This window comes from Paremcibacter congregatus (assembly GCF_006385135.1).
Taxonomy (GTDB): Bacteria; Pseudomonadota; Alphaproteobacteria; order Sphingomonadales; family Emcibacteraceae; genus Paremcibacter; species Paremcibacter congregatus.
This window is the reverse complement of the sequence record NZ_CP041025.1, coordinates 3647562-3670350: the sequence shown is the minus strand read 5'-3', so window position 1 is coordinate 3670350 and position 22789 is coordinate 3647562. Positions and strand designations below refer to the sequence as shown.

The following is a 22789-nucleotide window of genomic DNA, read 5'->3' as shown; positions in this document are numbered from 1 at the left end:
AGAAAGCACACGTCGCCATGTCCCTGACAGACAGCAATCCGACAAGCAGAATACCAGAAAAACCCGCCTATCACCACGGTGATCTGCAGCGCAGCCTGCTGGATGCCGCCCGGAAAATGATCCGCGAGGGCGGCGTCGAGGCCCTGTCGCTGCGTAAGCTGGCGGAAAAGGTCGGGGTATCGCGTACCGCCGCGTATCACTATTTCACCGACAAGAACGCTCTGTTATGCCATTTGGCGGAACAGGGGTTCTATGCCTGGCGTGACCAGGCGGAAACATTATTTGCTGACAGGTCCCTGGACCCGGTGGCGCAATTTCGCGCCTATATCCATTGGTACATGGGGTATGCGATCGAGCATGCGGAAATCTACGATCTGATGTTTGGCCGGGCGATCTGGAAGCAGGAAAAGGCCAGTGAAAGCCTGAAAGCGGTTGCTTATGCCGCCTTTCAACTACAGGTCGAAATGACCCGGCGCTGGCAGGCGCACGGTCTCTTGTCCCCCCGGGAAGACAGTTTGCGGGTGGCTCAGGTCAGTTGGGGGGCCTTGCACGGTTTGGCGCGTCTGATGATTGACGGTATCTATCGCGGCGACAGTCCGGTGGAAGATATGTGTGAGTGCGCCGCCACCCTGTTGATTCAGCATAAATCATGATGGAGGAGCTGAAAATGGAAGATCAGACCAGGCTGGAGGCGTGGCACAAGGTTGTCTTTGGGTGCGATCTCGAGACGTTGAACACATTGCTGGCCGATGAGGTGGTCTTTCATACGCCGCTTTATCTCAAACCGCGCCGGGGCAAAATGGCGGCCTTGTTTATCTTAAGCGCTGTGATCGATATTTTTGAGGAGTTCACCTATCACCGGGAATTGTTGCAGGGCGATAGCTGGGCGTTGGAATTCAGCGCCCGGATCGGTAAATACTCTCTGAAAGGGGTCGATCTGATCCGCTGGAATGATCAGGGTCAGATTGTTGATTTCGAGGTCTATATCCGACCAATCAACGGGGTGCAGGCCCTGGGCGAGGCCATGTATGAAAAGATCAAGGCTGCCGGTATGCTCGATATGATCAAAGACAGTTCAGAATAGAAAAAGGCAGCCCCCGAAGGGGTTGCCTGGTATGTCATGTTCTTCTGGCGGTTAGGCTTAGAAGTTATATTTGGCTTCGATGCCCCACTTGCGCGGCTCGTTAACGAAGCCCGTGAAGTTATTGAAGTCAATGGCGCCTGTCAGAGACAGATCGTTGGTGATGTTCCGAACATAAAGTGCCACCTGCCATTCGTTATCGCCATGAACATAACCCGCTTTCAAACCGCCTTCGAGCAGGAAGTTGTCTTTGAATTCGACACTTTCATAGAGGAAGAAGTTGATGCTGGAGCGATAGGCCCAGTCGGTGTAGGCGAAGAATTCGCCGCCTTCAACAGGGACGCTGTAGCGGGCAGTGAAGTTCAAAACCCACTCAGGTGAGTTTGGCAAAGGATTTCCATCCAGAGAAACAGTGGCCTGAGGGCCGAAAGGACCAGGGATGGAGGGACCTGTAGGATCAAGGGTTGTTGGTCCAGAACCGCCAGGTACGATGAACAAGGCATTATCTTTGATCTGTGTTTTATTGTAACTCAGTCCAAGAGTTGTTGCCAGGTTATCGGTCACCAGAAATTCCATGTCAGCCTCAAAACCATAGCCTTCAACTTTGTCGGCATTGATCAGTTTGGTCACATTGCTGGTCCCGCCAACAGCCGTTAACTGCATGTCATTGACGTTATAATAATATGTCGTCGCATTGACGCGGCCACGACCTTCGAGAACGTCAGCCTTGATGCCCATTTCGTAGGAGTAGGCTGTTTCGGAAGAGGCAACGGAAGAGGCGTCCCCAAAGACGATGCGACCTTGAATGCTTGGGGCCCGGAAGCCTTTTGCCACGCGGGCGAAGACATTAATGTCCTCATTTGCCGTGTAGATCGCGCTCAGATCCCAGCTCAGGTTGTCTTCTTTGGTGTTGTTGTTGACCGTGACATTCGGTGCCCCGAAAGGCGACTGGCTGCGGGTGGCGGTGAAATCCTTCTTATCGTCAGAATACCGCAATCCAGCAGTGATTTTCAGGTCTTCGGTGGCGTTGACGTCAATGTTTCCGAAAAGCGCAAACGCCTTGATGTCCTGCTTCTGAACCGCAAAACCATTTTGTGTACCGCCGGTATATGAATTGTAGCTGTAGTTATTGATGGTCAGATCTTCACTGAAATAGAAAGCACCAACCTGATAGTTGATCATTTCATTATCATTGGACGAGAAACGGATCTCCTGTGTCCATTGATCCAGACCGGGGATTTCACCGGCCGATTCAGACGCGAATGGAATAAATCCCGGGCCAGAGGGGAATTGGCCATCAAATACACCACCAAATCCACCATCAACGTCCCCTCGAGAGAAGACTTTACCATGCTCATAACCGGTTACAGAGGTGAAGGTCATGAAATCGAAATCATGGACGATCTTCAGGTTTACGCCGTGAGCGTCGAGGGCCTGTTCATTTCTGCCATCGAGATGTACTCTTTCACGACTAAAATTCTGTATAAAGCCGCCTCTTCCTGGCTCGATGATATTAGCGCGGAAAACCGTTGCGGTACCATCCATACTGCGAATGTGCCCATTGAGTAGGAAGGATGTTGCGTCAGAAGGTGTAAGCAAGAGTTGGAGTCGCGCTGCCGCCTCGACGAAATCTTCAAGATCCTTTTCCGGACTTGAGAGTGTGTTGTCTACCCAATCTCCTTGACGTTGGTACATGCCGGAGATCCGGACCGCCAGTTTGTCTTCGACCAAAGCCCCGCCTGCGGCGGCCTCTAACTCAACGGCACCGAAGTTTCCAAGCGACGCGCGAACGTAACCGTTGGTTTCCTGCGTTGGTTTTTTAGATTCGAGCTTGATGATGCCAGCGATGGTGTTACGACCGAACAGCGTACCTTGTGGGCCACGCAGGACTTCAACACGGTCCATATCAAAAATTGGCGCGCCTTTGAGGATCGGATTTTCCAGAACGACTTCATCATAGATCAGGGATACTGGCTGGGAGGCGTTCAGGTCGAAATCGCTGTTGCCGAGGCCGCGGATATAGAAACGCGGGAAGGTGCGCCCGAAAGAGGTTTCGATATAAAGGCTTGGGACGCGGGCAGACATAAACTTAATGTCCGCGCCAGCACCTTTAAGCACATCCATTTTCTCGCCGCCAAGGGTGGCGACAGAAGAGGGGACATCCTGTAGGTTCTGGGAACGTTTTTGAGCCGTAACAACGATTTCCTCTAGGATCATCGCCGAGTCTTCAGCTGCCTGTGCTGTGGTGAATGTCAATGCGCTGGCCAGGGCCAGAGCAGAAACGGACAGTCCTTTAAATAACTGTGGTGTAGATATCATTGACATGGTGTTTCCTGTATGTTTTGGATTTTTGACCAAATAGTCTATTTTTTTACTGAAGCCTTACCATACTGAACATTTACAATTATGCAATAAATTTTCGTTCACATATTGATCGGGCTGCCGCATATATCCTGAGATTTAGGGCAAAATTAGGGCGGTATATGTCATCTGTATCCTTGCCTGTGATTGTACAATTTGATCGGGCGTGATATGAGCGAAGACAGCGTAATCTGAGCAAGTGAAGGGAACAGGGTATGGCGCGGTCAAAAGTACGGTTGTTTTTGCTGGGAGGAACAATCACCATGGCGGATTCTGCAGCGCCGGATACTGCTCATTCAAGCGCGACGGGCGGCGTTGTGCCGACGGTTGACGCGGCGGCACTGTGTCGGGCGGTGCCCGGTCTGGCTGACGTGGCCGAGGTCGAGGCGCGCACGGACCTGATGATCGCCAGCGGAAACCTGACCTATGCGCATGCCCTGGCTCTGGCGACGGAAATCAACGCCGCGGCCACTGCGGGCAACGTTGACGGCTTTGTCGTGGTGCAGGGCACCGATACGCTGGAAGAAATGGCTTTTCTGCTTGATTGTCTGTTGGATATTGCCCCGCCCGTTGTGGTGACCGGGGCTCTGCGCAGTGCGGCGGCCCTGAGCGCGGACGGCCCGGCTAATATTCTGGCGGCGGTGACGGCGGCGGCGACCGGGGATCTGGGCCGGGCCGGGGTGATGGTGGTGATGAATGACGATATCCACAGCGCCTGTTTTGTTACAAAGTCCCATACCGGCAGTCCGGCGGCCTTTACCTCGCCGACGATGGGCCCCATCGGACGGGTGACAGAGGGCCGGGCGACTTTATACGCAGTGCCACGTCGGGGCGCGATGGTGAACATCCCTTCACAAAAGAGACTGCCGAGGGTGGTGCTGTTGTCGGCGTCTTACGGCGACGATGGTTTTCTGCTCAACCTGCTGGCGGGGGCCGGCTGTGACGGGCTGGTGATCGAAGCCTTTGGCGCCGGGCATGTGCCGGAAGCCTATCTTGCGTCTCTGGAGAAACTGGTCAAAACCGGACCGGTGATTCTGGCGTCCCGCACCGGATCGGGCCCTGTGTTCCGGGAAACGTACGGCTACCCCGGCGCGGAAATCGACCTGATCTCCCGCGGGCTGATTCCGGCGGGAATACTGGACGGGCGCAAAGCCAAGATCCTGCTGACACTGCTGATGATGAACAAGGTTGCGGCAGATGGCATTCGCGCCGCTTTTGAAAGCTGGACCTTTTAAATCATGAGAGCGCTGGCGATCACATAAAGCACCAGGGTAATGCCGCCCGCGGTCAGGGCGTAGGGCAGCTGTGTCTTGACATGTTCCAGCAGGTCACAGCCGCTGGCCAGGGCGGATACCGCCGTGGTGTCGGATATGGGGGAGCAGTGATCCCCGAAGATCCCGCCGCCGAGGATCGCTGAAAGCACCAGTGACGGCGGCAGGCCCAGAGTCTGGATCAGAGGAACCCCGATGGGAATCAGGATGGCGAAGGTGCCCCAGGAGGTGCCGGTGGTGAAAGACATCAGGGCCCCGGCGACAAACAACATTGGCACGATAAGAATTAGCGGCAGATAGTCGCCGACCAGACCGGCGATGAATACCCCGGTGCCCAGTTCCCTGACACTGGCGCCGAGGGCGAGAGAGAAAAGCACAATGGTCACCAGCGGCAACAGTTCCCCCATGCCGACAAAGCCGATTTCCACCAGTTTGATATGGCTGAATTTCCGGGTCCACAACATCATCCCGTAAGCGACGAGGCAGGCGAGGGCGGTGGCGTAAAGCACCGATTTCGATCCGCTGCCATCGGCAAGAACCCCGTTGCCGGTCCAGAACATAAAGGCGATCATGCCGCCGACCATGGTCAACAGGGGAATGACCATAAAGCGGGCCTGGGTCGGCGGATATTCATGGGCGGGATCGGTATCCAGTTTCTGCGCCAGGGCTTCGGCGTCTGTCATCGGCCCGTGGGTTTTGTCAGCGATGATGGTGTAAAACACGATGCCCAGGGTCACCAGGGCATAGAAATTAAGCGGCACCGTATTCCACAATATCTCGGCCGCGGACCCGTCCAGTTCATAGCCGCTGAGCAGGGCCAGAATATAAGCGCCCCATCCGTTGAGCAGGATCAGAATACAGATCGGCGCACTGGTGCTGTCGATGATATAGGCGAGCCGCGCCCGGCTCATGCTGAATTTGTCAAACAACCCGCGGGCCAGAATGCCGGCGGTGAGCACGCTGAGGTTGGATTCGATAAAGACCACAACACCGGTGAGGCTGGTCAGGAGCCCGACCGAGCGGCGACTGCGGGCAAGACCGCTGCCGACCAGAAGTTCCACCATCGCGGTCACGCCGCCAGATACGCGGATAAAGGCCAGCAGGGCGCCGACCATCAGGCTGAACATCAGGATGCGGCTGTTGCCCATATCGGTGAAGATGCTGATGATGCGTTCCAGACTGGCGAGCAGCCCAAACAGGGGAGTGCCGACGGAAACTTCTCCTCCGCCGCCCAGCAGCAACAAGGCCTCGGAAGTGAAAATTGCCAGAAACAGGGCGAGAATGACTTCCTTGCGCCATAACACCACTGTAATTGCCACCAGCGGCGGTAAAATACTCAGCCATTCCATATTACCCGACATACTCAGAAACCCTTTTTTTGGTCCACCCGAATTTATTTTTGTTTTTCCACTGTAGGCATGAACCTGATGGCTTGCAAGGCCGTCTTTAACGTAATAGGTTTAGGGGGTTCATTTCCTGAAAGGGATATATTGTGACCGGGGATATAGAAAAAGATGAATAATGATAATGTCTTATCCAAAGATGTTTTGCGAAATAACATCACGTTCCACACGGAAAGCCTGACCAAGGATTACCCGTCTGGTGAAACGGTTGTCCAGGCCTTGCGCGGGGTAAGTCTGGATATCCCCAAAGGTGATATGGTGGTGTTGCTCGGCCCGTCGGGCAGTGGAAAATCAACGTTTCTCAATATTATTGGCGGGCTGGACAGCCCGACCAGCGGCGAAGTGTATTTTCACAATGATCGGCTGTCGCATTACACGGAACAGGAACTGACCCGGTTCCGGCGGTATAATGTAGGGTTTGTCTTTCAGGCCTACAATCTGGTGCCGAGCCTGACGGCGCTCGAAAATGTGGCTCTGGTGACGGATATTTCTCTTGATCCCATGCCGCCGATGGAAGCGCTGGCGGCAGTGCACCTTGAAGACCGGGCCCGTCATTTTCCCTCGCAACTGTCGGGCGGCGAGCAACAACGGGTCGCCATCGCCCGGGCTCTGGCCAAGCGACCGGAGGTGCTGCTGTGTGATGAGCCGACCGGTGCTCTTGACAGCGAAACAGGCATTGTGGTGTTGAAAGCCCTGCAGGAAGTCAACCGCACATATGGCACCACCACGATCATCATTACCCATAATGCCTCGATCTCGGCGATGGCGGATCGGGTGATACATTTCGCCGACGGTCAGGCGGTGGAGGTACAGCTCAATGACAATCCGGTCTCGCCAGAGGAGATCAGCTGGTGATTTTGAAACCGCTTGATCAGAAACTGCTGCGCGATATCTGGCGGATCAAGGGCCAGATGCTGGCGATCATGATGGTGATGGCTTGCGGCATCACCACGTTCATCATGTCGTTCGGGGTGGTGGATTCGCTCAAGCTTAGCCAGGACGTCTATTATGACCGTTACCAGTTCGCCGATGTTTTTGCTCAGTTGAAACGCGCGCCTCTGTCTGTGCGGCAACAGATTCGGGAAATTCCCGGCGTTTCGGCGGTAGAGGCGCGGGTGGTTTTCGGGGTGACGGTTCAGGTGGAAGATATGGCCGAACCCGCCACCGGCAAGCTGATTTCCCTGCCCGACGGGCGCAAGCCGCTGCTTAATAATCTGTATCTGCGCAAGGGCCGGATGCTGGAGCCGGACGAGGATGACGCGATCCTCGCCAATGAAGCCTTCGTCAAGGCCCACGGGTTTCATCTGGGGGATAAAGTCAACATGGTGATCAATGGCCATAAGCGATCTCTGAAGATTGTCGGGGTGGTGCTGTCGCCGGAATATGTCTACGCCATGGGGCCGGGGGCGCTGTTTCCGGATGACAAGCGGTTTGGCATATTCTGGATGGGGCGCCGGGCGCTGGAGGCGGCGGTGGATATGGACGGGGCTTTCAATGATGTGTCGGTCCGTATGGACCGGGGCGCCGATCCGGAAGAGATCAAGCAGGAACTGGACATCATTCTGAAACCTTATGGCGGATTGATTTCCTATGCCCGCGCCGATCAGCAATCCCACTGGTTTGTGGAAAACGAACTGACGCAATTGCGGATCATGGGGTTATTTGCCCCGACGATTTTTCTGGCGGTGGCGGCTTTTCTGGTCAATGTGGTGATGACCCGGCAGGTGGCGACACAACGGGAACAGATCGGCATGCTGAAGGCCGTCGGCTACCGCAACCGGGAAATTGCCCTGCATTATCTTAAAATGGTGTTGATGATTGTGGTCATTGGCAGCCTGTTTGGCATTGCGGGGGGAATCTGGCTCGGCGGCGGTATGACCAATATGTATACCCAGTTCTTTCATTTTCCGATTTTACAATTTTCCTTTTCGCCGGAAGTGATGGTTTTTGCGGTGTTCTTTTGCACCTTCGCCGCGGTGCTCGGTACGTTGATTGCAATCGGTCAGGCGGCCGGTTTGCCCCCGGCAGAGGCCATGCGCCCGGAATCGCCGGTGCAGTTTCGCCAGACCCTGATGGAAAAGGTCGGGCTCGAGAAATACTTCTCTCACCTGACCCGCATTGTTATCCGTCATGTGGAGCGTCGCCCGGTACGGACTCTGTTTTCCACTCTGGGCATTGGTCTGTCCATGTCGATCCTGATCTTCGCCTTTTTTATGGAGGATTCGATTGATTATCTGATGGAAGTGCATTTCGACATGACCCAGCGCGAAGACATCGGGTTGAGTTTTGTTGAGCCGCGCGGCATCAAAAGCCTGGAGGAAATCCGGCTGATGCCGGGGGTGATCGCGGTTGAGCCGATCCGGAGCGTTGCGGTTTTTCTCAAATCCGAACATTACAGCAAACGATCGGCGATTACCGGATTGCGTCCTGATCCGGATCTGCACCGCATTCTTGACCGGGACCTGCGGGCGGCGCCGATTCCGGAACGGGGCATCGCCCTGTCGGCCAAGCTCGCGGAAGTGCTGCATGTGAAGGCCGGTGACATTATTACCGCCGAAGTTCTGGAGGAACGACGGCCGGTTCTGCATATTCCGGTGACGGAAATTGTCGAAGAGTTTATCGGGCTGAGTGCTTTTATGAACATGGATCGCCTGAATCAGTATTTGCAGGAAGGCCCGGTGGTCACCGGGGCGGCCCTGATGACTGATCCGTTGTGGCATGGCCCGTTGTTTCAGGAGATCAAAAACATTCCCAGCATTGCCAGTATGAATATTCTGCAAAAAGCCCGCGAGATTTTCAAAGATACCATGGGGGAGAATATTCTTAAAATGGTGGCGACCAATATCGTCTTTGCCGGGTTGATTTCCTTTGGCGTGATTTACAATACCGCCCGTATCGCCCTGTCGGAACGGGGGCGGGAACTGGCCTGTCTCAGGGTATTGGGCCTGACCCGGGGCGAGGTCGCCTATCTGCTGTTTGGCGAAATGGCGCTGATCATTCTGATGTCGATCCCGGTGGGGCTCGGGCTTGGGGAACTGATGGTGGCCGGTATGGCGCAATCTCTGGATACGGAATTGTTCCGGGTGCCGGCGATTGTTGATCGAAATACTTATGGTCTGGCGGTGCTGATTGTGGTGGCGAGCTCTATCCTGTCCTTTTATCTCGTCTGGCGTCAGGTGGAAAATATTGATTTGGTAACTGCCCAAAAAGGGGTCGAATAAAGATGATTAAAAAAATAAAACTGGTGGTGAAATATCTGGTGGGCGCGGCCTTGCTCGGGGCGCTGATCTTTGCCTTTATTCCGGAAGCGGAACAGGTCGATATGACCTTGGCCAGTCGCGGTGATGTGGTGATCGCGCTGGAGGCCGAGGGCCGGACCCGCATTCATGATATTTATGTGGTTTCCGCCCCGATCGAAGGTCGGGTGATGCGCATCGAAAGCGAACCGGGAGACCAGGTGAAAGCCGGGGTGACTGTCATCGCCCATATGACGCCGGCGGACCCACGCTTCCTTGATAAGCGTTCTGAAATTCAGGCCGAGGCCGATGTCCAGGGCGCGGTGGCGGCCAAAGGACTGGCGCAATCGAAACTGGATCGGGCGTTGGCGGAACTGGAATATGCCAAGGCGGAATATCGCCGGACAGATGAGCTTTTTAAAAACGGCAATGTCTCCATCGCCCGGCTGGAACAGGCGGAATTGCAGCTCAAGATGCGCCGGGCGGAAGTGGAAACGGCGCGGGCAGACCTGAAGGTGATGGAAAGTCGCCTGCGGGCCGCCCGGGCGCAACTGGTGCAGCCGGGAACCGCGGCGGAACAGAACGGGCCGGGATGTCAGTTGTGTGTCCATGCGCCGGTGGACGGCAAGGTATTGAAAATTCTGCACAAGAGCGAGGGGGTGATCCCCATGGGCACGCCCTTGGTGGAGGTCGGTGACCCGTCGGCCCTTGAAGTCGTGATCGAAATGCTGTCTCGTGATGCGGTCAAGGTGCGGCCGGGCGACATGGCGTTGATTCAGCGTTGGGGCGGGGGGGAAGATATCCGGGCCCAGGTGCGGCTGGTGGAACCCAGCGGCTTTACCAAAATTTCGGCTCTGGGGGTTGAGGAGCAGCGGGTCAATGTGATCCTTGACTTTATTGATCCGATCGAGAAATGGCAATCTCTTGGTCATGCCTTCCGGGTTGAAGGCAGCATCATCGTTGACAAGGCGGAGAACGTCCTGAATGTGCCGGTCAGCGCCTTGTTCCGATATAACGAACAATGGTCGACCTTTGTCGTGCGGGACGGTCGGGCCGTGCGTCAGCCTGTGACGGTCGGACGGCGCAATGAAAGAAGTGCTGAAATTGTTGCCGGCCTTGAAGAGGGGAGCCAGGTGATTATCCACCCCGGTAATAACGTCGTTGATGGCACCCGGGTGACGGCCCGCGAGTAGGGGGCTGATAAGCCGCCGTGAGTCTTTTTTGGAACGGAGAAAGTCTTTATTTTATAACAGTTTAATATTTAATACATTGACTATCACGGTAAATGTTCCCCGAGAGACGTCCAGAGAGGTGTTTTTGGCAGAAAATTGACTTTTATCAAATCAATTTGAAGTCAGAGGCATATCTAGAAAATACTGGACAATTTAAATATAGAGGAACGATCCATGTTTACTGTACGCACCGTCACCCGAAGTCTGTTACTGGCATCAACCACGGCCATATTGAGTATGCCGATGACGGCACACTCGGCAGAAGACCCGGCGGACAGTTTGGCTGAGGCGGTGACTGGCGGCACAGCTTATCTTAATGTGCGTCTCCGGTATGAGAATGTCGATCAGGCCAACTTTACCGAGGATGCCAATGCCTTCACCATTCGCACCAAGCTGGGGTATAAAACAGGCACCTATGAAGGGTTTTCCGGTGTTGTGGAATTCGAAGATTCCCGCAATCTTGCTGATGAGAAATATAACAACACCATTAACGGTCTGGGGGCGATTTATCCCGTCGTGGCTGACCCAAGTCATACGGAAGTTAATCAGGCCTATCTTAGCTTCACCGGCCTTGATGGCACGAAGATCAGCGCCGGGCGGCAATCCATCAACCTTGGAAATCAGCGGTTTGTCGGCACGGTCGGTTGGCGGCAGAATGATCAGAATCTGGACAGCGTCACGGTGGTCAATACATCGCTGCCAGATACCAAATTCTTCTATGGTTACGTCTGGAATGTGAACCGTATTTTCGGCAATGACAGCCCGGCCGGGGATCATTCTTCCAACAGTCACCTGTTCAATGCGGAATATAGCGGGTTTGAATATGGCACAGTGACCGCCTATGCTTATCTGCTCGACAATAATGATGTGGCTGGTTTTTCCACCAACACCATCGGGGTGCGCTTCGCCGGGAAGGCGAAAGTCGCAGACAAGACCCATGTATTATATGAACTGGAATACGCCAATCAGACAGATGCAAAGGATAATCCCGGCGATTATTCTGTGAATTATATTCTGGCTTCCGGCGGGGTTGGCTTTGCCGGCGCCAGTCTGACCGCCACATATGAATCTCTTGGCAGTGATGACGGGAATGTTGGCTTTGCCACACCTCTGGCGACGTTGCATAAATTCAATGGCTGGGCCGATAAATTCCTCGCCACGCCGGCGGCGGGTCTTGATGATTTATATTTCACCGGCGCCTATAAATTTGACGGTGCACTGAAAGGTCTGAAAGCGGCGGCCACCTACCATAAATTCACGTCCCGGTTTGGAGATGTGGATTATGGGACAGAGTTTGACCTGTTGGTGGCTTATGCCATCGACAAGAATTACAGCGTGGCGGTGAAATACGCCGATTATAACGCCGACACCTATTCCGTAGATACTCAGAAACTGTGGTTTACCATCGGGCTTAAATATTAAACCTTCTCCGATTTCATTCCATAGGGCGGCCTGGTTACCGGGCGGCCCTATTTCTTTTTGGCAATCAGGTGGGGCGGCGGTTTCGGTCCGTTGAGAATTTCGTCCCAGAAGGTGGTGCTCATTTCATTGATCACATTGGATTCGGCATTCAGCAGGATCACCAGACCAATATTGTAAGATTTGGAAAAGGCGATGTCGGCGCGGAAGCCGGAAACCCAACCGCTGTGATAGATCAGTTCGTCGTCGCCGAACTGATAGATGCGCCAGCCGAGGCCGTAATAGGCGTCGGTGATGAATTTTCGCCATTCCCGGCGGCGGGTTTGCCCACGGGTATGGATTTGTTTGCTGGTCAGATTGTTCAGCAGTTCATCGGACAGTACGTCCGGGTTGCCGCCCAGCTGGGCAATCATCCATTTGCTCATGTCCGAGATGCTGGCGTTGACCCCGGCGGCAGGCAGCAGGTTGTAATAACCGGGTTTGACCTTGACGGTATGCCATTTTCCCCGGGCCCGCACATGGGGGGAGGCGCGGTTGAAATGATCAATAAAGGGCGCAAGGCCGAGGGAACTGTCCTTCATTCCCAGCGGGGCGAGAATCTTTTCCGTCATCAGGTCGGCGTAGCTTTCCGAGGTGGATTGTTCGATAACCGGCTGGATCAGGCTATAGATTACATTCTGATAGCCGTAGCAATCGCCGGGTTTGCAGATCGGCTTGACCTTATCGAACTTGGAGATGATTTTCGGAAAAGCGACATTGGCCTCGACCAGATTGTCATAGGCATTGGGCACAATTCCGGAACTGTGGCTCAGAATATGGCGGATTTTCAGAGTTTGGGCCTGGTGGCTGTTCTTGAATTTGAAATCCGGCACATAGGTGGAGATATTGTCTTCCCAGCTGAATTTATTTTCTTCAATCAATTTTCCCGTCAGGCTGGCGGCAAAGGTTTTTGACAGAGAGGCCAGACGAAACACCGTATGCTCATCAACAGGAAACAATCCGGCCTTGGCGCGCACCCCATGTCCCTTCATGGCGATGACTTCATCCCCCTTGATGATGGCGTATGCGCCGCCGGGAATGCCTTTTTCCTCTAGTTTTTCCAGAAAATACTGATCGAATTTCTGGGCGTAACTCTTAAGCAGAATATTCTGTTCGGGGGCGGCCGTTGTGGCGGCGGAAAGGGCGAAAACCCCACAGGACAACGCCATACAGCGCAGAAGCGGAAGAAAAAGAAAGCGCATTAAATATACTTCGTTTGTGTTTTTATCTGTGTGCGATTTTATTTTTGGTTACACGCGAAACAACTGATCCTGAGCATATATTTTAATACCCCTCTGTAAATGTTTTTTTTTGCCCCTATATGGGGAAGACACCCACCTTAAAAAATGAGGAAGACGCTGTATGAGATATGAAAACCTGGGACGATCAAATATCAAGGTCTCGAATATTTGTCTGGGAACCATGACGTGGGGGCAGCAGAACACGGAAGCGGAAGCCTGGGAGCAGATGGATTATGCTGTCGCGTCGGGAATCAATTTCTTTGATACCGCAGAGCTTTACCCCGTGCCGCGCAAGGCAGAAACCCAGGGGTTGACGGAAGCCTATATCGGGTCCTGGCTGGAAGCGCGCGGCGGGCGGGACAAGGTGATCCTGGGCACAAAAGTGGTCGGACGCGGGGATGGCGACTGGTTCCGCCCTTTCAGCGACACCACCCGGCTGAACCGGGAGCAGATCACCTATGCGCTGGAGCAAAGCCTGCGGCGTCTGAAAACAGACTATGTCGATCTCTATCAATTGCATTGGCCGGATCGGCCGATTAATCTTTTTGCCGACTCCCGGGGATATGTGCACCGGGAAGCGCCGGACAGTATTCCACTTGAAGAAACTTTGCAGGTGTTGGGTGATCTGGTGACGCAGGGCAAGATCCGCCACGTCGGGGTGTCAAATGAAACTTCCTGGGGCGTGATGAAGGCTCTGCATCACAGTGAAACCGCAAAATTGCCGCGGGTGCAGTCTGTGCAGAACGCCTATAATCTGCTGAACCGTCTGTATGAACAGGGTCTGGCGGAAATTTCTGCGCGGGAAGGGGTATCGTTATTGGCCTATTCGCCGCTTGGCGGCGGGGCCCTGTCCGGAAAGTATCTCGGGGGCGTCCTGCCCACTGGCAGCCGTCAGCAGTTGTTCCCCGGATTCGCCAGTCGATATCAGGGCACGGCGGTGGAACAGGCGATCGGGAAATATAAGCGTCTGGCCGAGGATCATGGACTGACTGTGGTGCAACTGGCGCAGAAATTCGTCGACAGCCGACCTTTCGTGACTTCCTCTATTATCGGAGCGACGACACTGTCTCAATTGCAGGAAAATATCGCGGCTTTTGAGGTTCCCTGGACGCCGGAACTGGAGACCGGAGTGAACCGGATACATTTGGAAAACCCTGACCCGGCCCCGTAATGTGGCGGATGTCTTGCAGGTTGAAGTTCCTCATATAATCATATTCTAAAGTGGTTGCGGTCTGTCTAAAACTAAGCTAGATTCATGCACTATAGTTCGGGAGTAGTAGCATGGAAAAAGCAACCCTTGCAGGGGGATGTTTCTGGGGAATCCAGTTGGATTTCGACAATGTGGACGGCGTTGTTTCAACGGTGGTTGGCTATATGGGCGGCCAAACGGCGCAGCCGACCTATGAACAGGTCTGTACCGGGGAAACCAATCATGCGGAAGTTGTTGAAATTACCTATGATCCGGACCGCATTGATTTTGCCAGCCTGCTGGAGGTCTTCTGGACCATCCACAATCCCACAACATTGAATGCTCAGGGACCGGATCGGGGCAGCCAGTATCGGTCGGTGATTTTCTATCATTCAGAGGCGCAGAAAGATATCGCGATAGCCTCCCGGGAGGCCTGCGACGCATCGGGTCAATGGCCTGACCCGGTCGTCACTGAAATTTCCCCTGCATCGGCATTCTGGCCGGCGGAAGAATACCACCAGCATTACCTGAAAAAGCGAGGACACACGATATCATGCCATTAACCCATTTGAATAATTGGTAGGGGGCATATGACGAAGACATCCGTGGGGCGACTTTCACGTTATCTGGAACAGCTTGATTTCCGGCAAAACTGGCTTTTGCTGAGTGTCGGGATGTGTTTCATTGTTATTATTCTTAGTTTTTCATATGTGGTCGCCAATGAAGAACGGCAAAGAATAAACCAGAGTACGCGGCTGGAAGCGTTTAACACCTTGATGATGGTGCGGTCGGATTTTGAACGGGAATTGAACAAAAACCTGTATCAGCTCGGGGCGGTGGTGGCCTATGTGGCCATGAACCCGGAGATTGTCGAAGACGAATTTGACCAGTTCTCGCAAAATCTGTTTCATCAGAAATCCCAAATCAAAAGTCTCGGGCTTGCACCGGATATGGTGGTGAAATATGTCTATCCCCGCGCAGGCAACGAAGCAGCGCTGGGGCTTGATTACCGAAAAGAAGAGACGCAGCGGGATCTGGCGTTTCTGGCGAAGTCAACCGGAGACCAGGTGATTGCCGGGCCTTTGCGGTCTGTTCAGGGAGGATATGTCTTTATCGCCCGGGCCCCGGTCATTGTGGCGGAAGGCGCCAATGAAGGAAAATTCTGGGGGTTGGTTTCCATATTGATCGACGCGGAGAAAATGTTAAAGGCGGTCAAAGCGCACGATGCGACTTTTGATATTTCCCTGCGCGGGAAGGACGGTAAAGGCCGGTCTGGTGATGTGTTTTATGGCACGCCGGACGCCTTTAACGGGGAGAATGTCGAGCTATCCGTGGTGGTTCCCGGGGGATCCTGGCGCATAGCGGCGGTGCCTCATGCCCCGCCGGAAATCCTGCCCCGTGAGATCATCTTTATTGCAGCTGTGGCGTTATTTCTCTGCTTCGGGGTTTTGGTTCTCATGCTGTTGCGGCTTCGTTATTCCAAAGTCCAGCAGGAAATTACCAAGAAACTGGGGCTGGCGTTGTTGGAAGCGGAAAAGGCCAACCGGGCGAAGTCTGAGTTTCTCGCCAATATGTCTCATGAATTGCGCACGCCGTTAAATGCAATCATCGGGTTTTCTGATCTGATTGGGGGAACCTATTTCGAATCCAACAGTGAGAAAATCGCTGAGTATGCCAAGGATATCAACCACAGCGGTCATCATCTCCTGGCGATTATCAATGATATTCTTGACCTGTCCAAGGTCGAGACGGGCAACTATAACATTACCCTGGAAACGGTTTATATTCAGGATGTCGCCGATCAGACCCTGCGTCTTTTGTCCAAGGCGATTGTCAAGGGCGGCCTTGAAATCAACAACTACCTCCCCGATGATTTACCGCCATTTCGCTCGGACGAACGTATGGTCCGTCAAGTTCTTCTGAACCTCCTGAGCAATGCGGTCAAATTTACCCCCGAAGGCGGCACCGTGACCGTGACGGGGAACGTAAGCCCCGAAGGTATGGTGGAAATCTGCGTGACCGATACCGGCATTGGTATGAGCGAAGAAGACCTGAAGGTGGCGATGCAAACCTTCGGCCAGACGGATTCTTACCTGGTGCGTAGCCAGGAGGGTACGGGGCTGGGGTTGCCGCTGACCCAGGCCTTTGTCGAATTGCTCGGGGGGGATTTCCGTCTTGAAAGCGAATTTGGCGTTGGCACGGTGGCCCGTTTCAGTTTTCCGCTGGAACAGGAAAAACAAACCGTCGAGATTCAGGCGGGTTACGCCTGATCCCGTTCGCGGCCTGTTGTTCTTACGTCTCATCCCAGTTGAGGATCACCTTGCCGGATTGCCCCGACCGCATGATATCGAACCCCTGCTGGAAGTCGTCAATATTGAAGTTATGGGTCAGGATCGGGCTGATATCCAGTCCGGCTTCAAGAAGCGCAATCATCTTGTACCAGGTTTCGAACATCTTGCGGCCGTAAATGCCGTGGATTTCGAGACCTTTGAAGATCACCTGGGTCCAGTCGATGGGCGTGCCCTCGGGCATAATGCCGAGCAGGGCAATCTTGCCGCCGTGGTTGATGGTATCCAGCATATCGTTAAACGCCTGAGGCACCCCGGACATTTCAAGGCCTACATCGAAACCTTCGGTCATTTTCAGATCCGCCATCACCGATTTCAGGGACTTGCGGGAGACATTGACCGCCCGGGTCGCGCCCATCTGCTTGGCGATGCCGAGCCGATAGTCATTGACGTCGGTAATGACGATATTGCGCGCCCCCACCTGGCGGGCGATGGCGACGGCCATGATGCCAATGGGACCGGCGCCGGTGATCAGCACATCTTCCCCCACCAGGTCAAATTCCAGCGCCGTATGGGCCGCATTGCCGAGCGGGTCGAGGATCGCGCCCAGCTCATCACTGATGCCGTCGGGCAGGGGGCAGATGTTGGTGGCGGGCACCGCGACATATTCGGCGAAGGACCCGGGCCGGTTGACGCCGATGCCCATGGTATTGCGGCACAGATGACGCTTTCCGGCGCGGCAGTTGCGGCAGTGACCGCAGGTAACATGGCCTTCGGCGGACACCCGCTGGCCGATTTTCAGGCCCTGAACCTCTGAACCCATCTCGACGATCTCGCCGGCGAATTCATGGCCGACGGCCATGGGCACGGGGATGGTTTTCTGGGCCCAGTCGTCCCAGTTGTAAATATGAATGTCGGTGCCGCAGATGGCGCTTTTTTTCACTTTGACCAACACATCATTATGGCCGACTTCCGGGGTGGGGATATCCTCCATCCAGATGCCTTCTTGGGGTTGGGCTTTGATCAGGGCTTTCATGGCGGGGCTCCTTCAGGAAATAATGCCGAGTTCACGGCCAATACGGGTAAAGGCGTCAATGGCCTTGTCCAGCTGCGCCGGGGTGTGGGCGGCGGACATCTGGGTGCGGATACGGGCCTGGCCCTTGGGCACGACGGGGAAGGAGAAGCCCACCACGAAGATACCCTCATCCAGAAGTTTTTCCGCCATTTGCGCCGCCAGTTTGGCGTCACCCAGCATCACCGGGATGATCGGATGATCGGCCCCGGCGAGGCTGAAGCCGGCTTTGGTCATACCGTCGCGGAAATAGCGGCTGTTGGCGTGAACTCTGTCGCGCAAAGCCCCGCTTTCCTGTAGGATGTCCAGCACCTTGCAGGTGGTGGCGGCAATGACCGGGGCCAGGGTGTTGGAAAACAGATAAGGCCGGGACCGGTTGCGCAGCCAGTCGACAATTTCTTTCGATGCCGCGGTATAGCCGCCGGACGCGCCGCCGAGCGCCTTGCCCAGGGTGCCGGTGAGGATATCGACCCGGTGGGACACGCCCCAGAATTCCGGGGTGCCCGCGCCGGTGTCGCCCATAAAGCCGACCGCGTGACTGTCATCAACCATCACCAGCGCGTCGTATTTCTCGGCCAGGTCACAGATCGCCGGCAGATTGGCGAGAATGCCGTCCATGGAAAACACGCCGTCGGTGGCGATCAGGCGGAAACGGGCGTCCTGCGCCTCGATCAGGCATTTTTCCAGTTCGGCCATGTCGTTGTTGGCATAGCGGAAACGTTTTGGTTTGCTGAGCCGCACCCCGTCGATGATGCTGGCGTGATTGAGCGCGTCGGAGATGATGGCGTCTTCCGGGCCGAGCAAAGTTTCAAACAACCCGGCGTTGGCGTCGAAACAACTGGGGTAAAGAATGACGTCTTCCGTTTTCAGGAAACTGGCGAGCCGCTGCTCCAGCTGTTTGTGAATATTCTGGGTGCCGCAGATAAAGCGCACCGACGACATGCCGTAGCCATAGGTGTCGAGCGCCGCCTTGGCGGTCTCGACCAGAGTCTGGTCATTGGACAGGCCAAGGTAATTGTTGGCGCAGAAATTGATATAATCCTGATCACCGCCGGCGGCGACATGAACCACTGCCTGTTGCGGTGTGGTGATGACCCGCTCGGCCTTATAGAGACCCTGTTCCTTCAATTCCTGAAGTTGGGTGGTTAAAAAATCCGTGTAACGCTGTCCCATGAGATATCCTTTACAATTGACTGGCGTGAATTTCCGTTATATTAAAAACATAGTTTAATATATTGGTCAAATGAAAAAATAATTTAGTATACTGAACTCTCAAAATCGCCTGCTGGCCGCCATCAGGGGGCGAGAACCACCATCAGGGCCCGGGCCTGTTTTTGACTTTTATTTTCAATATAGTGGGGAATATCTGCGTCATAGCGGGCGGTGTCGCCGGTCTCAAGGCGAATTTCTTCTTGCCCGTTGCGCACGGTCAGGGTTCCTTCTATGACCGTCAGATGTTCCCGGGTGCCTTCGGCATGGCCATCCGAATCGAGCAGGCCGCCGGGCGTCATCATCATATCATACCATTCGGTCTGGGTCACCAGATCGACGGGGCCCAGGATTTTCAAGGTGCAACGGCCATCGGCGCTCTGGATTTCCGGTGTTTGGTGGGCTTTGACATGGTCTATTTTATGGCCACCTCCACCGTCATCCGCGCGATCACTGTCCAGCAGATCGGCGATGTCCATATCGAGCGACTGGGTCAGGCTCCACAGGATCGCCAGCGTCGGGTTGGTGCGGCCACGCTCGATCTGGGACAGCATGGATTTGGACACACTGGATTTCGTCGCCAGTTGTTCCAGCGTCAGCTTCTTTTCATTGCGGATATGCTTGATTTTCCGGCCCACGTCCGGCGGCGAAGTACGTGTCATAAGATCAGAACTCATTGGTGTTATAAATCCACTATATTGGATTTTTATCGCTTTGGGAATGAAAATGTGATGTTGCCCTGGCCATGTGGCTATTCTTTCTGCCAATCAGCAACAGGGCAGGCTTTATTGCCAGCGACGGACATCAAACAGGTAAACCGCCCCTGAGCCAGTGCCATGGTCATGGCGGGCAGCGATCACGGCGGCGCCGTTGGAGAGCGCCATACTCCAGCCGAAGGCATTTCCCGCTGCGCCATCGGCTGTGGTGAGTTTGGTCTTCTGCTGCCAGGCCTCTCCTGAGCGGGTAAAAACATAGGCCGTGCCTGCGTCAGGACCCTTCTGGTCGTGAAGCATGGCGCCGATCACGGCGATGTTGCCCTCCAGAGCAATACTCCGGCCAAATCTGTCGTTCGCCGCGCCATCGGAAGCCGTGAGTTTGGCCTGCTGGCGCCAAGTGGTCCCAGACCGGGTGAAGACATAGGCCGACCCTGAATCAATCCCCATGACATCATCGTCATCCCGGCGCGCCGAAATTAAAACGGTGTCGCCGGATAAGGCTACCCTGACGCCGAAGATATCGGTTTCCGCCCCATCGGCTGCGGTCAGTTTGGCCTGTTGACTCCAGTGACCTCCTGACCGGGTGAGAACATAGACAGCGCCCGCATTGAGGGCCTTTTCATCGTTCAGATCGGCGCCCACCACGAGGGTATCGTCGGAATACGCCACGCTGATGCCGAAGACGTCACCCGCCGCCCCATCGGCGGCCGTAAGTTTGGTCTGGAGATCCCAGCCCGTATTCGCGCGGGTGAAGACATAAACCGAACCGGAGTTATCGCCCCGATCATTATCATGAGGCGCTCCGATCACCAGAGTATCCCCGGCAAAGGCGATGCTTTGCCCAAAGGCGTCTCCCGCCATGCCATCAGTGGCTGTGATTTTGGCCTGCTGGTTCCAGGTTGTTCCCTTGCGGGTGAAGATATAGGCTGCCCCCGAATCGATACCTTTATCGTCATCATGGCTGGCGCCGATAATGGCGGTATCGCCAGAGAGAAAGACTTTTCCGCCAAAGGTATCGCCCGCCCTGCCATCAGCGGCGACAAGCTTGGCCTGCTGGCCCCACGTATTCCCGTCGCGGGTGAAGATATAGGCCGACCCCGTATCAACCCCCTTGATGTCATCGTCGCTTTTGAGGGCCCCCACCACGAGCGTGTCGCCGGAGATGGCGACATCAAAACCGAAGAAGTCTTCTGGGGCACCATCATGGGCGAGAAGTTTTACAGCTTGATCAGACGCGGTCGCCCCAGCGGCAAGGGTCAGTGACAAGAGCAGGGCCATCACGACACCCATAAAATGGATTTTGTTCGAAGACGGACGGATGAAGTCTTGCATATGGAGGCCTTTCACTCGAGGTTACAGACGTGGCATCTGTTTTCTCCGCATCTTTATGGTTTTATGAGGCGAATGTGGCGATGTTCTGTCAAGACTAAGTCATCCGATCCTTTAATGATACCCATTATATGCCACAAAAGTTCTTCTTCACCCTGTGTGGTCAGGGAACAGTTGTTGACTTTACATAGCCGGAACCTTAACTCTCTTCTCAAAAGAAAATAATAATATTTGGGACAGGTTTTATGAGCAGGACACGCCGTATTGGGTTGTTGATCGGATTATTTCTCTTCGCACTGACGTTTGTGTTGCCGCCGCCGGTGGACATGAGCGTCATGGCCTGGCGGACGGCCGGGGTCGCCCTGCTGCTTGCAGCTTTCTGGGCGACGGAAGTATTGCCGATCCCGATCACCAGTCTGTTGCCCTTGCTGCTGTTTCCGGCGCTCGGGGTGATGACGATGGCGGAGGCGGCGACGCCCTACGCCCGGCCAACCATCTTTTTGCTGCTTGGCGGTTTTATTATCGCGACGGCCCTGGCGCGCTGGAACCTGCACCGGCGGCTGGCGCTCAATATTCTCGTGCGGGTCGGCAATAATCCGGCGGCATTGATCGGGGGGTTTATGGCGGCGACGGCGCTGATGTCCATGTGGATCAGCAATACGGCCAGTTCGATCATGATGATCCCCATCGCCCTGTCACTGGCCAGTGAAATTGTCCGGGATCAGGATAAACGACACCAGGGATTTGTCTTGTGCCTTATACTCGGCATTGCTTATTCAGCCAGTATCGGCGGGCTGGGCACCCCGATCGGCACGCCGCCGAATCTGTTTGTGGTCAGTTTTATGAAAGCCACCTATGGCATCGAGATCAGCTTTCTCACCTGGATGATGTTTGGTATTCCGACGGTTCTGGTGATGGTGCCGGTGGCCTGGTTTGTGCTCACCAAATGGGCGTATCCCTTTAATCTGGATGATGCGCCGGTGGCGGAACATATGCTGCGGGACGAACTTGCGGCCATGGGGCCGATGTCGCGCCCGGAAAGGCGGGTGGCCTGGGTATTTGTCTTTATCGCCGCGGCCTGGATCTTGCGGGTGCCGATGCAGCAGAATCTGGAGATTCTGCCCTGGCTTAATGACGCCATGATCGCGGTGGGCGGCGCGACGGTGCTGTTTATTATCCCGTCAGGCTGTCAGACGGAAAAAGGCACCGCCTTGCTCGACTGGGACACCGCCAATCAAATCCCCTGGGGCGTGTTGTTGTTGTTCGGCGGGGGTCTCAGCCTCGCGGCGGCGGTGGCGGCTTCGGGGCTGGCGGCCTGGCTTGGCGCGGCCCTGGCGGCGATTGGCACGCTGCCGTTGATTTTGATCGTCCTCTGTCTGGTGGCGATGGTGATCTTCCTGACCGAATTGACCAGCAATACCGCGACCACGGCGACCCTGCTGCCGGTGCTTGGCGCCTTGGCGGTCTCGACCGGAATTGATCCGATGATGCTGTTTGCGCCGGTGGCCCTGTCGGCGAGCTGCGCCTTTATGTTGCCGGTGGCGACGGCCCCCAATGCAGTGATTTACGCCACAGGAAAAGTGACGATCCCCCAGATGGCGGCGGCCGGTTTCCGTCTCAATCTGGTCGGCATTGTGGTGGTCACGGCCCTGTCCTATAGTCTGGTGCCGCTGATCTTCGGGTGAGGGCGGGCGAAAAGCCTA

General features: G+C 55.0%; 18 protein-coding genes. 11 read left to right on the top strand and 7 right to left on the bottom strand.

The window, feature by feature from the left end; translation table 11 throughout:
* The first annotated feature begins 17 nt into the window (after nucleotides 1–17).
* Both FIV45_RS16215 and FIV45_RS16210 read left to right on the top strand, forming a co-directional pair.
* Nucleotides 18–653 carry a TetR/AcrR family transcriptional regulator gene (locus FIV45_RS16215; protein ID WP_099473473.1) on the top strand — a complete coding sequence of 212 codons (636 nt, stop codon included), beginning with the start codon at nucleotides 18–20 and terminating at the stop codon, nucleotides 651–653.
* Nucleotides 654–667: 14 nt separating this feature from the next.
* Complete coding sequence (locus FIV45_RS16210; protein ID WP_204602233.1) at nucleotides 668–1084, top strand: nuclear transport factor 2 family protein; 417 nt, start codon at nucleotides 668–670, stop codon at nucleotides 1082–1084.
* A 57-nt stretch (nucleotides 1085–1141) separates the two neighbouring features.
* Here FIV45_RS16210 and FIV45_RS16205 read toward each other — a convergent pair whose 3' ends face one another.
* Nucleotides 1142–3406 carry a TonB-dependent receptor gene (locus FIV45_RS16205; protein ID WP_204602232.1) on the bottom strand — a complete coding sequence of 755 codons (2265 nt, stop codon included), beginning with the start codon at nucleotides 3404–3406 and terminating at the stop codon, nucleotides 1142–1144.
* A gap of 251 nt (nucleotides 3407–3657) precedes the next feature.
* Here FIV45_RS16205 and FIV45_RS16200 point away from each other — a divergent pair, with 251 nt between their 5' ends.
* Nucleotides 3658–4677 carry an asparaginase gene (locus FIV45_RS16200; RefSeq protein ID WP_099473471.1) on the top strand — a complete coding sequence of 340 codons (1020 nt, stop codon included), beginning with the start codon at nucleotides 3658–3660 and terminating at the stop codon, nucleotides 4675–4677.
* On the opposite strand, the gene FIV45_RS16195 is transcribed toward FIV45_RS16200, so the two are convergent.
* Nucleotides 4674–6062, bottom strand: coding sequence for a Na+/H+ antiporter NhaC family protein (locus FIV45_RS16195; RefSeq protein WP_099473785.1), 1389 nt, complete (start codon nucleotides 6060–6062; stop codon nucleotides 4674–4676). The genes FIV45_RS16200 and FIV45_RS16195 overlap by 4 nt on opposite strands.
* Nucleotides 6063–6227: 165 nt before the next feature.
* Between FIV45_RS16195 and FIV45_RS16190 the strand changes: the two genes are divergently transcribed.
* The 4 genes from FIV45_RS16190 (at nucleotide 6228) to FIV45_RS16175 (ending at nucleotide 12006) form a co-directional block, all read left to right on the top strand.
* Nucleotides 6228–6971, top strand: a complete 744-nt coding sequence (locus FIV45_RS16190; protein ID WP_099473470.1) for an ABC transporter ATP-binding protein — start codon at nucleotides 6228–6230, stop codon at nucleotides 6969–6971.
* Nucleotides 6968–9337, top strand: a complete 2370-nt coding sequence (locus tag FIV45_RS16185; protein ID WP_099473468.1) for an ABC transporter permease — start codon at nucleotides 6968–6970, stop codon at nucleotides 9335–9337. Before FIV45_RS16190 ends, FIV45_RS16185 begins: the two co-directional genes overlap by 4 nt.
* Before the next feature lie 2 nt (nucleotides 9338–9339).
* Nucleotides 9340–10545: an efflux RND transporter periplasmic adaptor subunit gene (locus FIV45_RS16180; RefSeq protein ID WP_099473466.1), complete on the top strand. Its 1206-nt coding sequence runs from the start codon at nucleotides 9340–9342 to the stop codon at nucleotides 10543–10545.
* Between the two features lie 213 nt (nucleotides 10546–10758).
* Nucleotides 10759–12006 (top strand): alginate export family protein, encoded by a 1248-nt coding sequence (locus tag FIV45_RS16175; protein WP_099473464.1) that lies wholly within the window; start codon nucleotides 10759–10761, stop codon nucleotides 12004–12006.
* A 47-nt stretch (nucleotides 12007–12053) separates the two neighbouring features.
* Here FIV45_RS16175 and FIV45_RS16170 read toward each other — a convergent pair whose 3' ends face one another.
* Nucleotides 12054–13244, bottom strand: coding sequence for a serine hydrolase domain-containing protein (locus FIV45_RS16170; RefSeq protein ID WP_099473462.1), 1191 nt, complete (start codon nucleotides 13242–13244; stop codon nucleotides 12054–12056).
* A 160-nt stretch (nucleotides 13245–13404) separates the two neighbouring features.
* On the opposite strand from FIV45_RS16170, the gene FIV45_RS16165 reads away from it, so the two are divergent.
* From FIV45_RS16165 to FIV45_RS16155, 3 genes are all read left to right on the top strand, one after another.
* Nucleotides 13405–14454 carry an aldo/keto reductase gene (locus tag FIV45_RS16165; RefSeq protein WP_099473460.1) on the top strand — a complete coding sequence of 350 codons (1050 nt, stop codon included), beginning with the start codon at nucleotides 13405–13407 and terminating at the stop codon, nucleotides 14452–14454.
* 110 nt (nucleotides 14455–14564) lie between these two features.
* Entirely contained in the window at nucleotides 14565–15035 is a 471-nt protein-coding gene (msrA, locus tag FIV45_RS16160) for a peptide-methionine (S)-S-oxide reductase MsrA (protein ID WP_099473458.1), read from the top strand.
* Nucleotides 15036–15062: 27 nt separating this feature from the next.
* Complete coding sequence (locus FIV45_RS16155) at nucleotides 15063–16742, top strand: sensor histidine kinase (protein WP_099473456.1); 1680 nt, start codon at nucleotides 15063–15065, stop codon at nucleotides 16740–16742.
* 22 nt (nucleotides 16743–16764) lie between these two features.
* On the opposite strand, the gene tdh is transcribed toward FIV45_RS16155, so the two are convergent.
* The 4 genes from tdh to FIV45_RS16135 form a co-directional block, all read right to left on the bottom strand.
* Nucleotides 16765–17796, bottom strand: coding sequence for an L-threonine 3-dehydrogenase (gene tdh, locus FIV45_RS16150; protein ID WP_099473454.1), 1032 nt, complete (start codon nucleotides 17794–17796; stop codon nucleotides 16765–16767).
* 12 nt (nucleotides 17797–17808) lie between these two features.
* The gene (locus FIV45_RS16145; protein WP_099473453.1) at nucleotides 17809–19005 is read right to left on the bottom strand and encodes a glycine C-acetyltransferase; all 1197 of its coding nucleotides are present in this window, start codon (nucleotides 19003–19005) and stop codon (nucleotides 17809–17811) included.
* A gap of 122 nt (nucleotides 19006–19127) precedes the next feature.
* The gene (locus tag FIV45_RS16140) at nucleotides 19128–19703 is read right to left on the bottom strand and encodes a helix-turn-helix domain-containing protein (RefSeq protein WP_099473451.1); all 576 of its coding nucleotides are present in this window, start codon (nucleotides 19701–19703) and stop codon (nucleotides 19128–19130) included.
* A gap of 123 nt (nucleotides 19704–19826) precedes the next feature.
* Nucleotides 19827–21089, bottom strand: a complete 1263-nt coding sequence (locus FIV45_RS16135; RefSeq protein WP_099473449.1) for an FG-GAP repeat protein — start codon at nucleotides 21087–21089, stop codon at nucleotides 19827–19829.
* 242 nt (nucleotides 21090–21331) lie between these two features.
* On the opposite strand from FIV45_RS16135, the gene FIV45_RS16130 reads away from it, so the two are divergent.
* Nucleotides 21332–22771 carry an SLC13 family permease gene (locus tag FIV45_RS16130; protein ID WP_099473447.1) on the top strand — a complete coding sequence of 480 codons (1440 nt, stop codon included), beginning with the start codon at nucleotides 21332–21334 and terminating at the stop codon, nucleotides 22769–22771.
* Nucleotides 22772–22789: the final 18 nt, after the last annotated feature.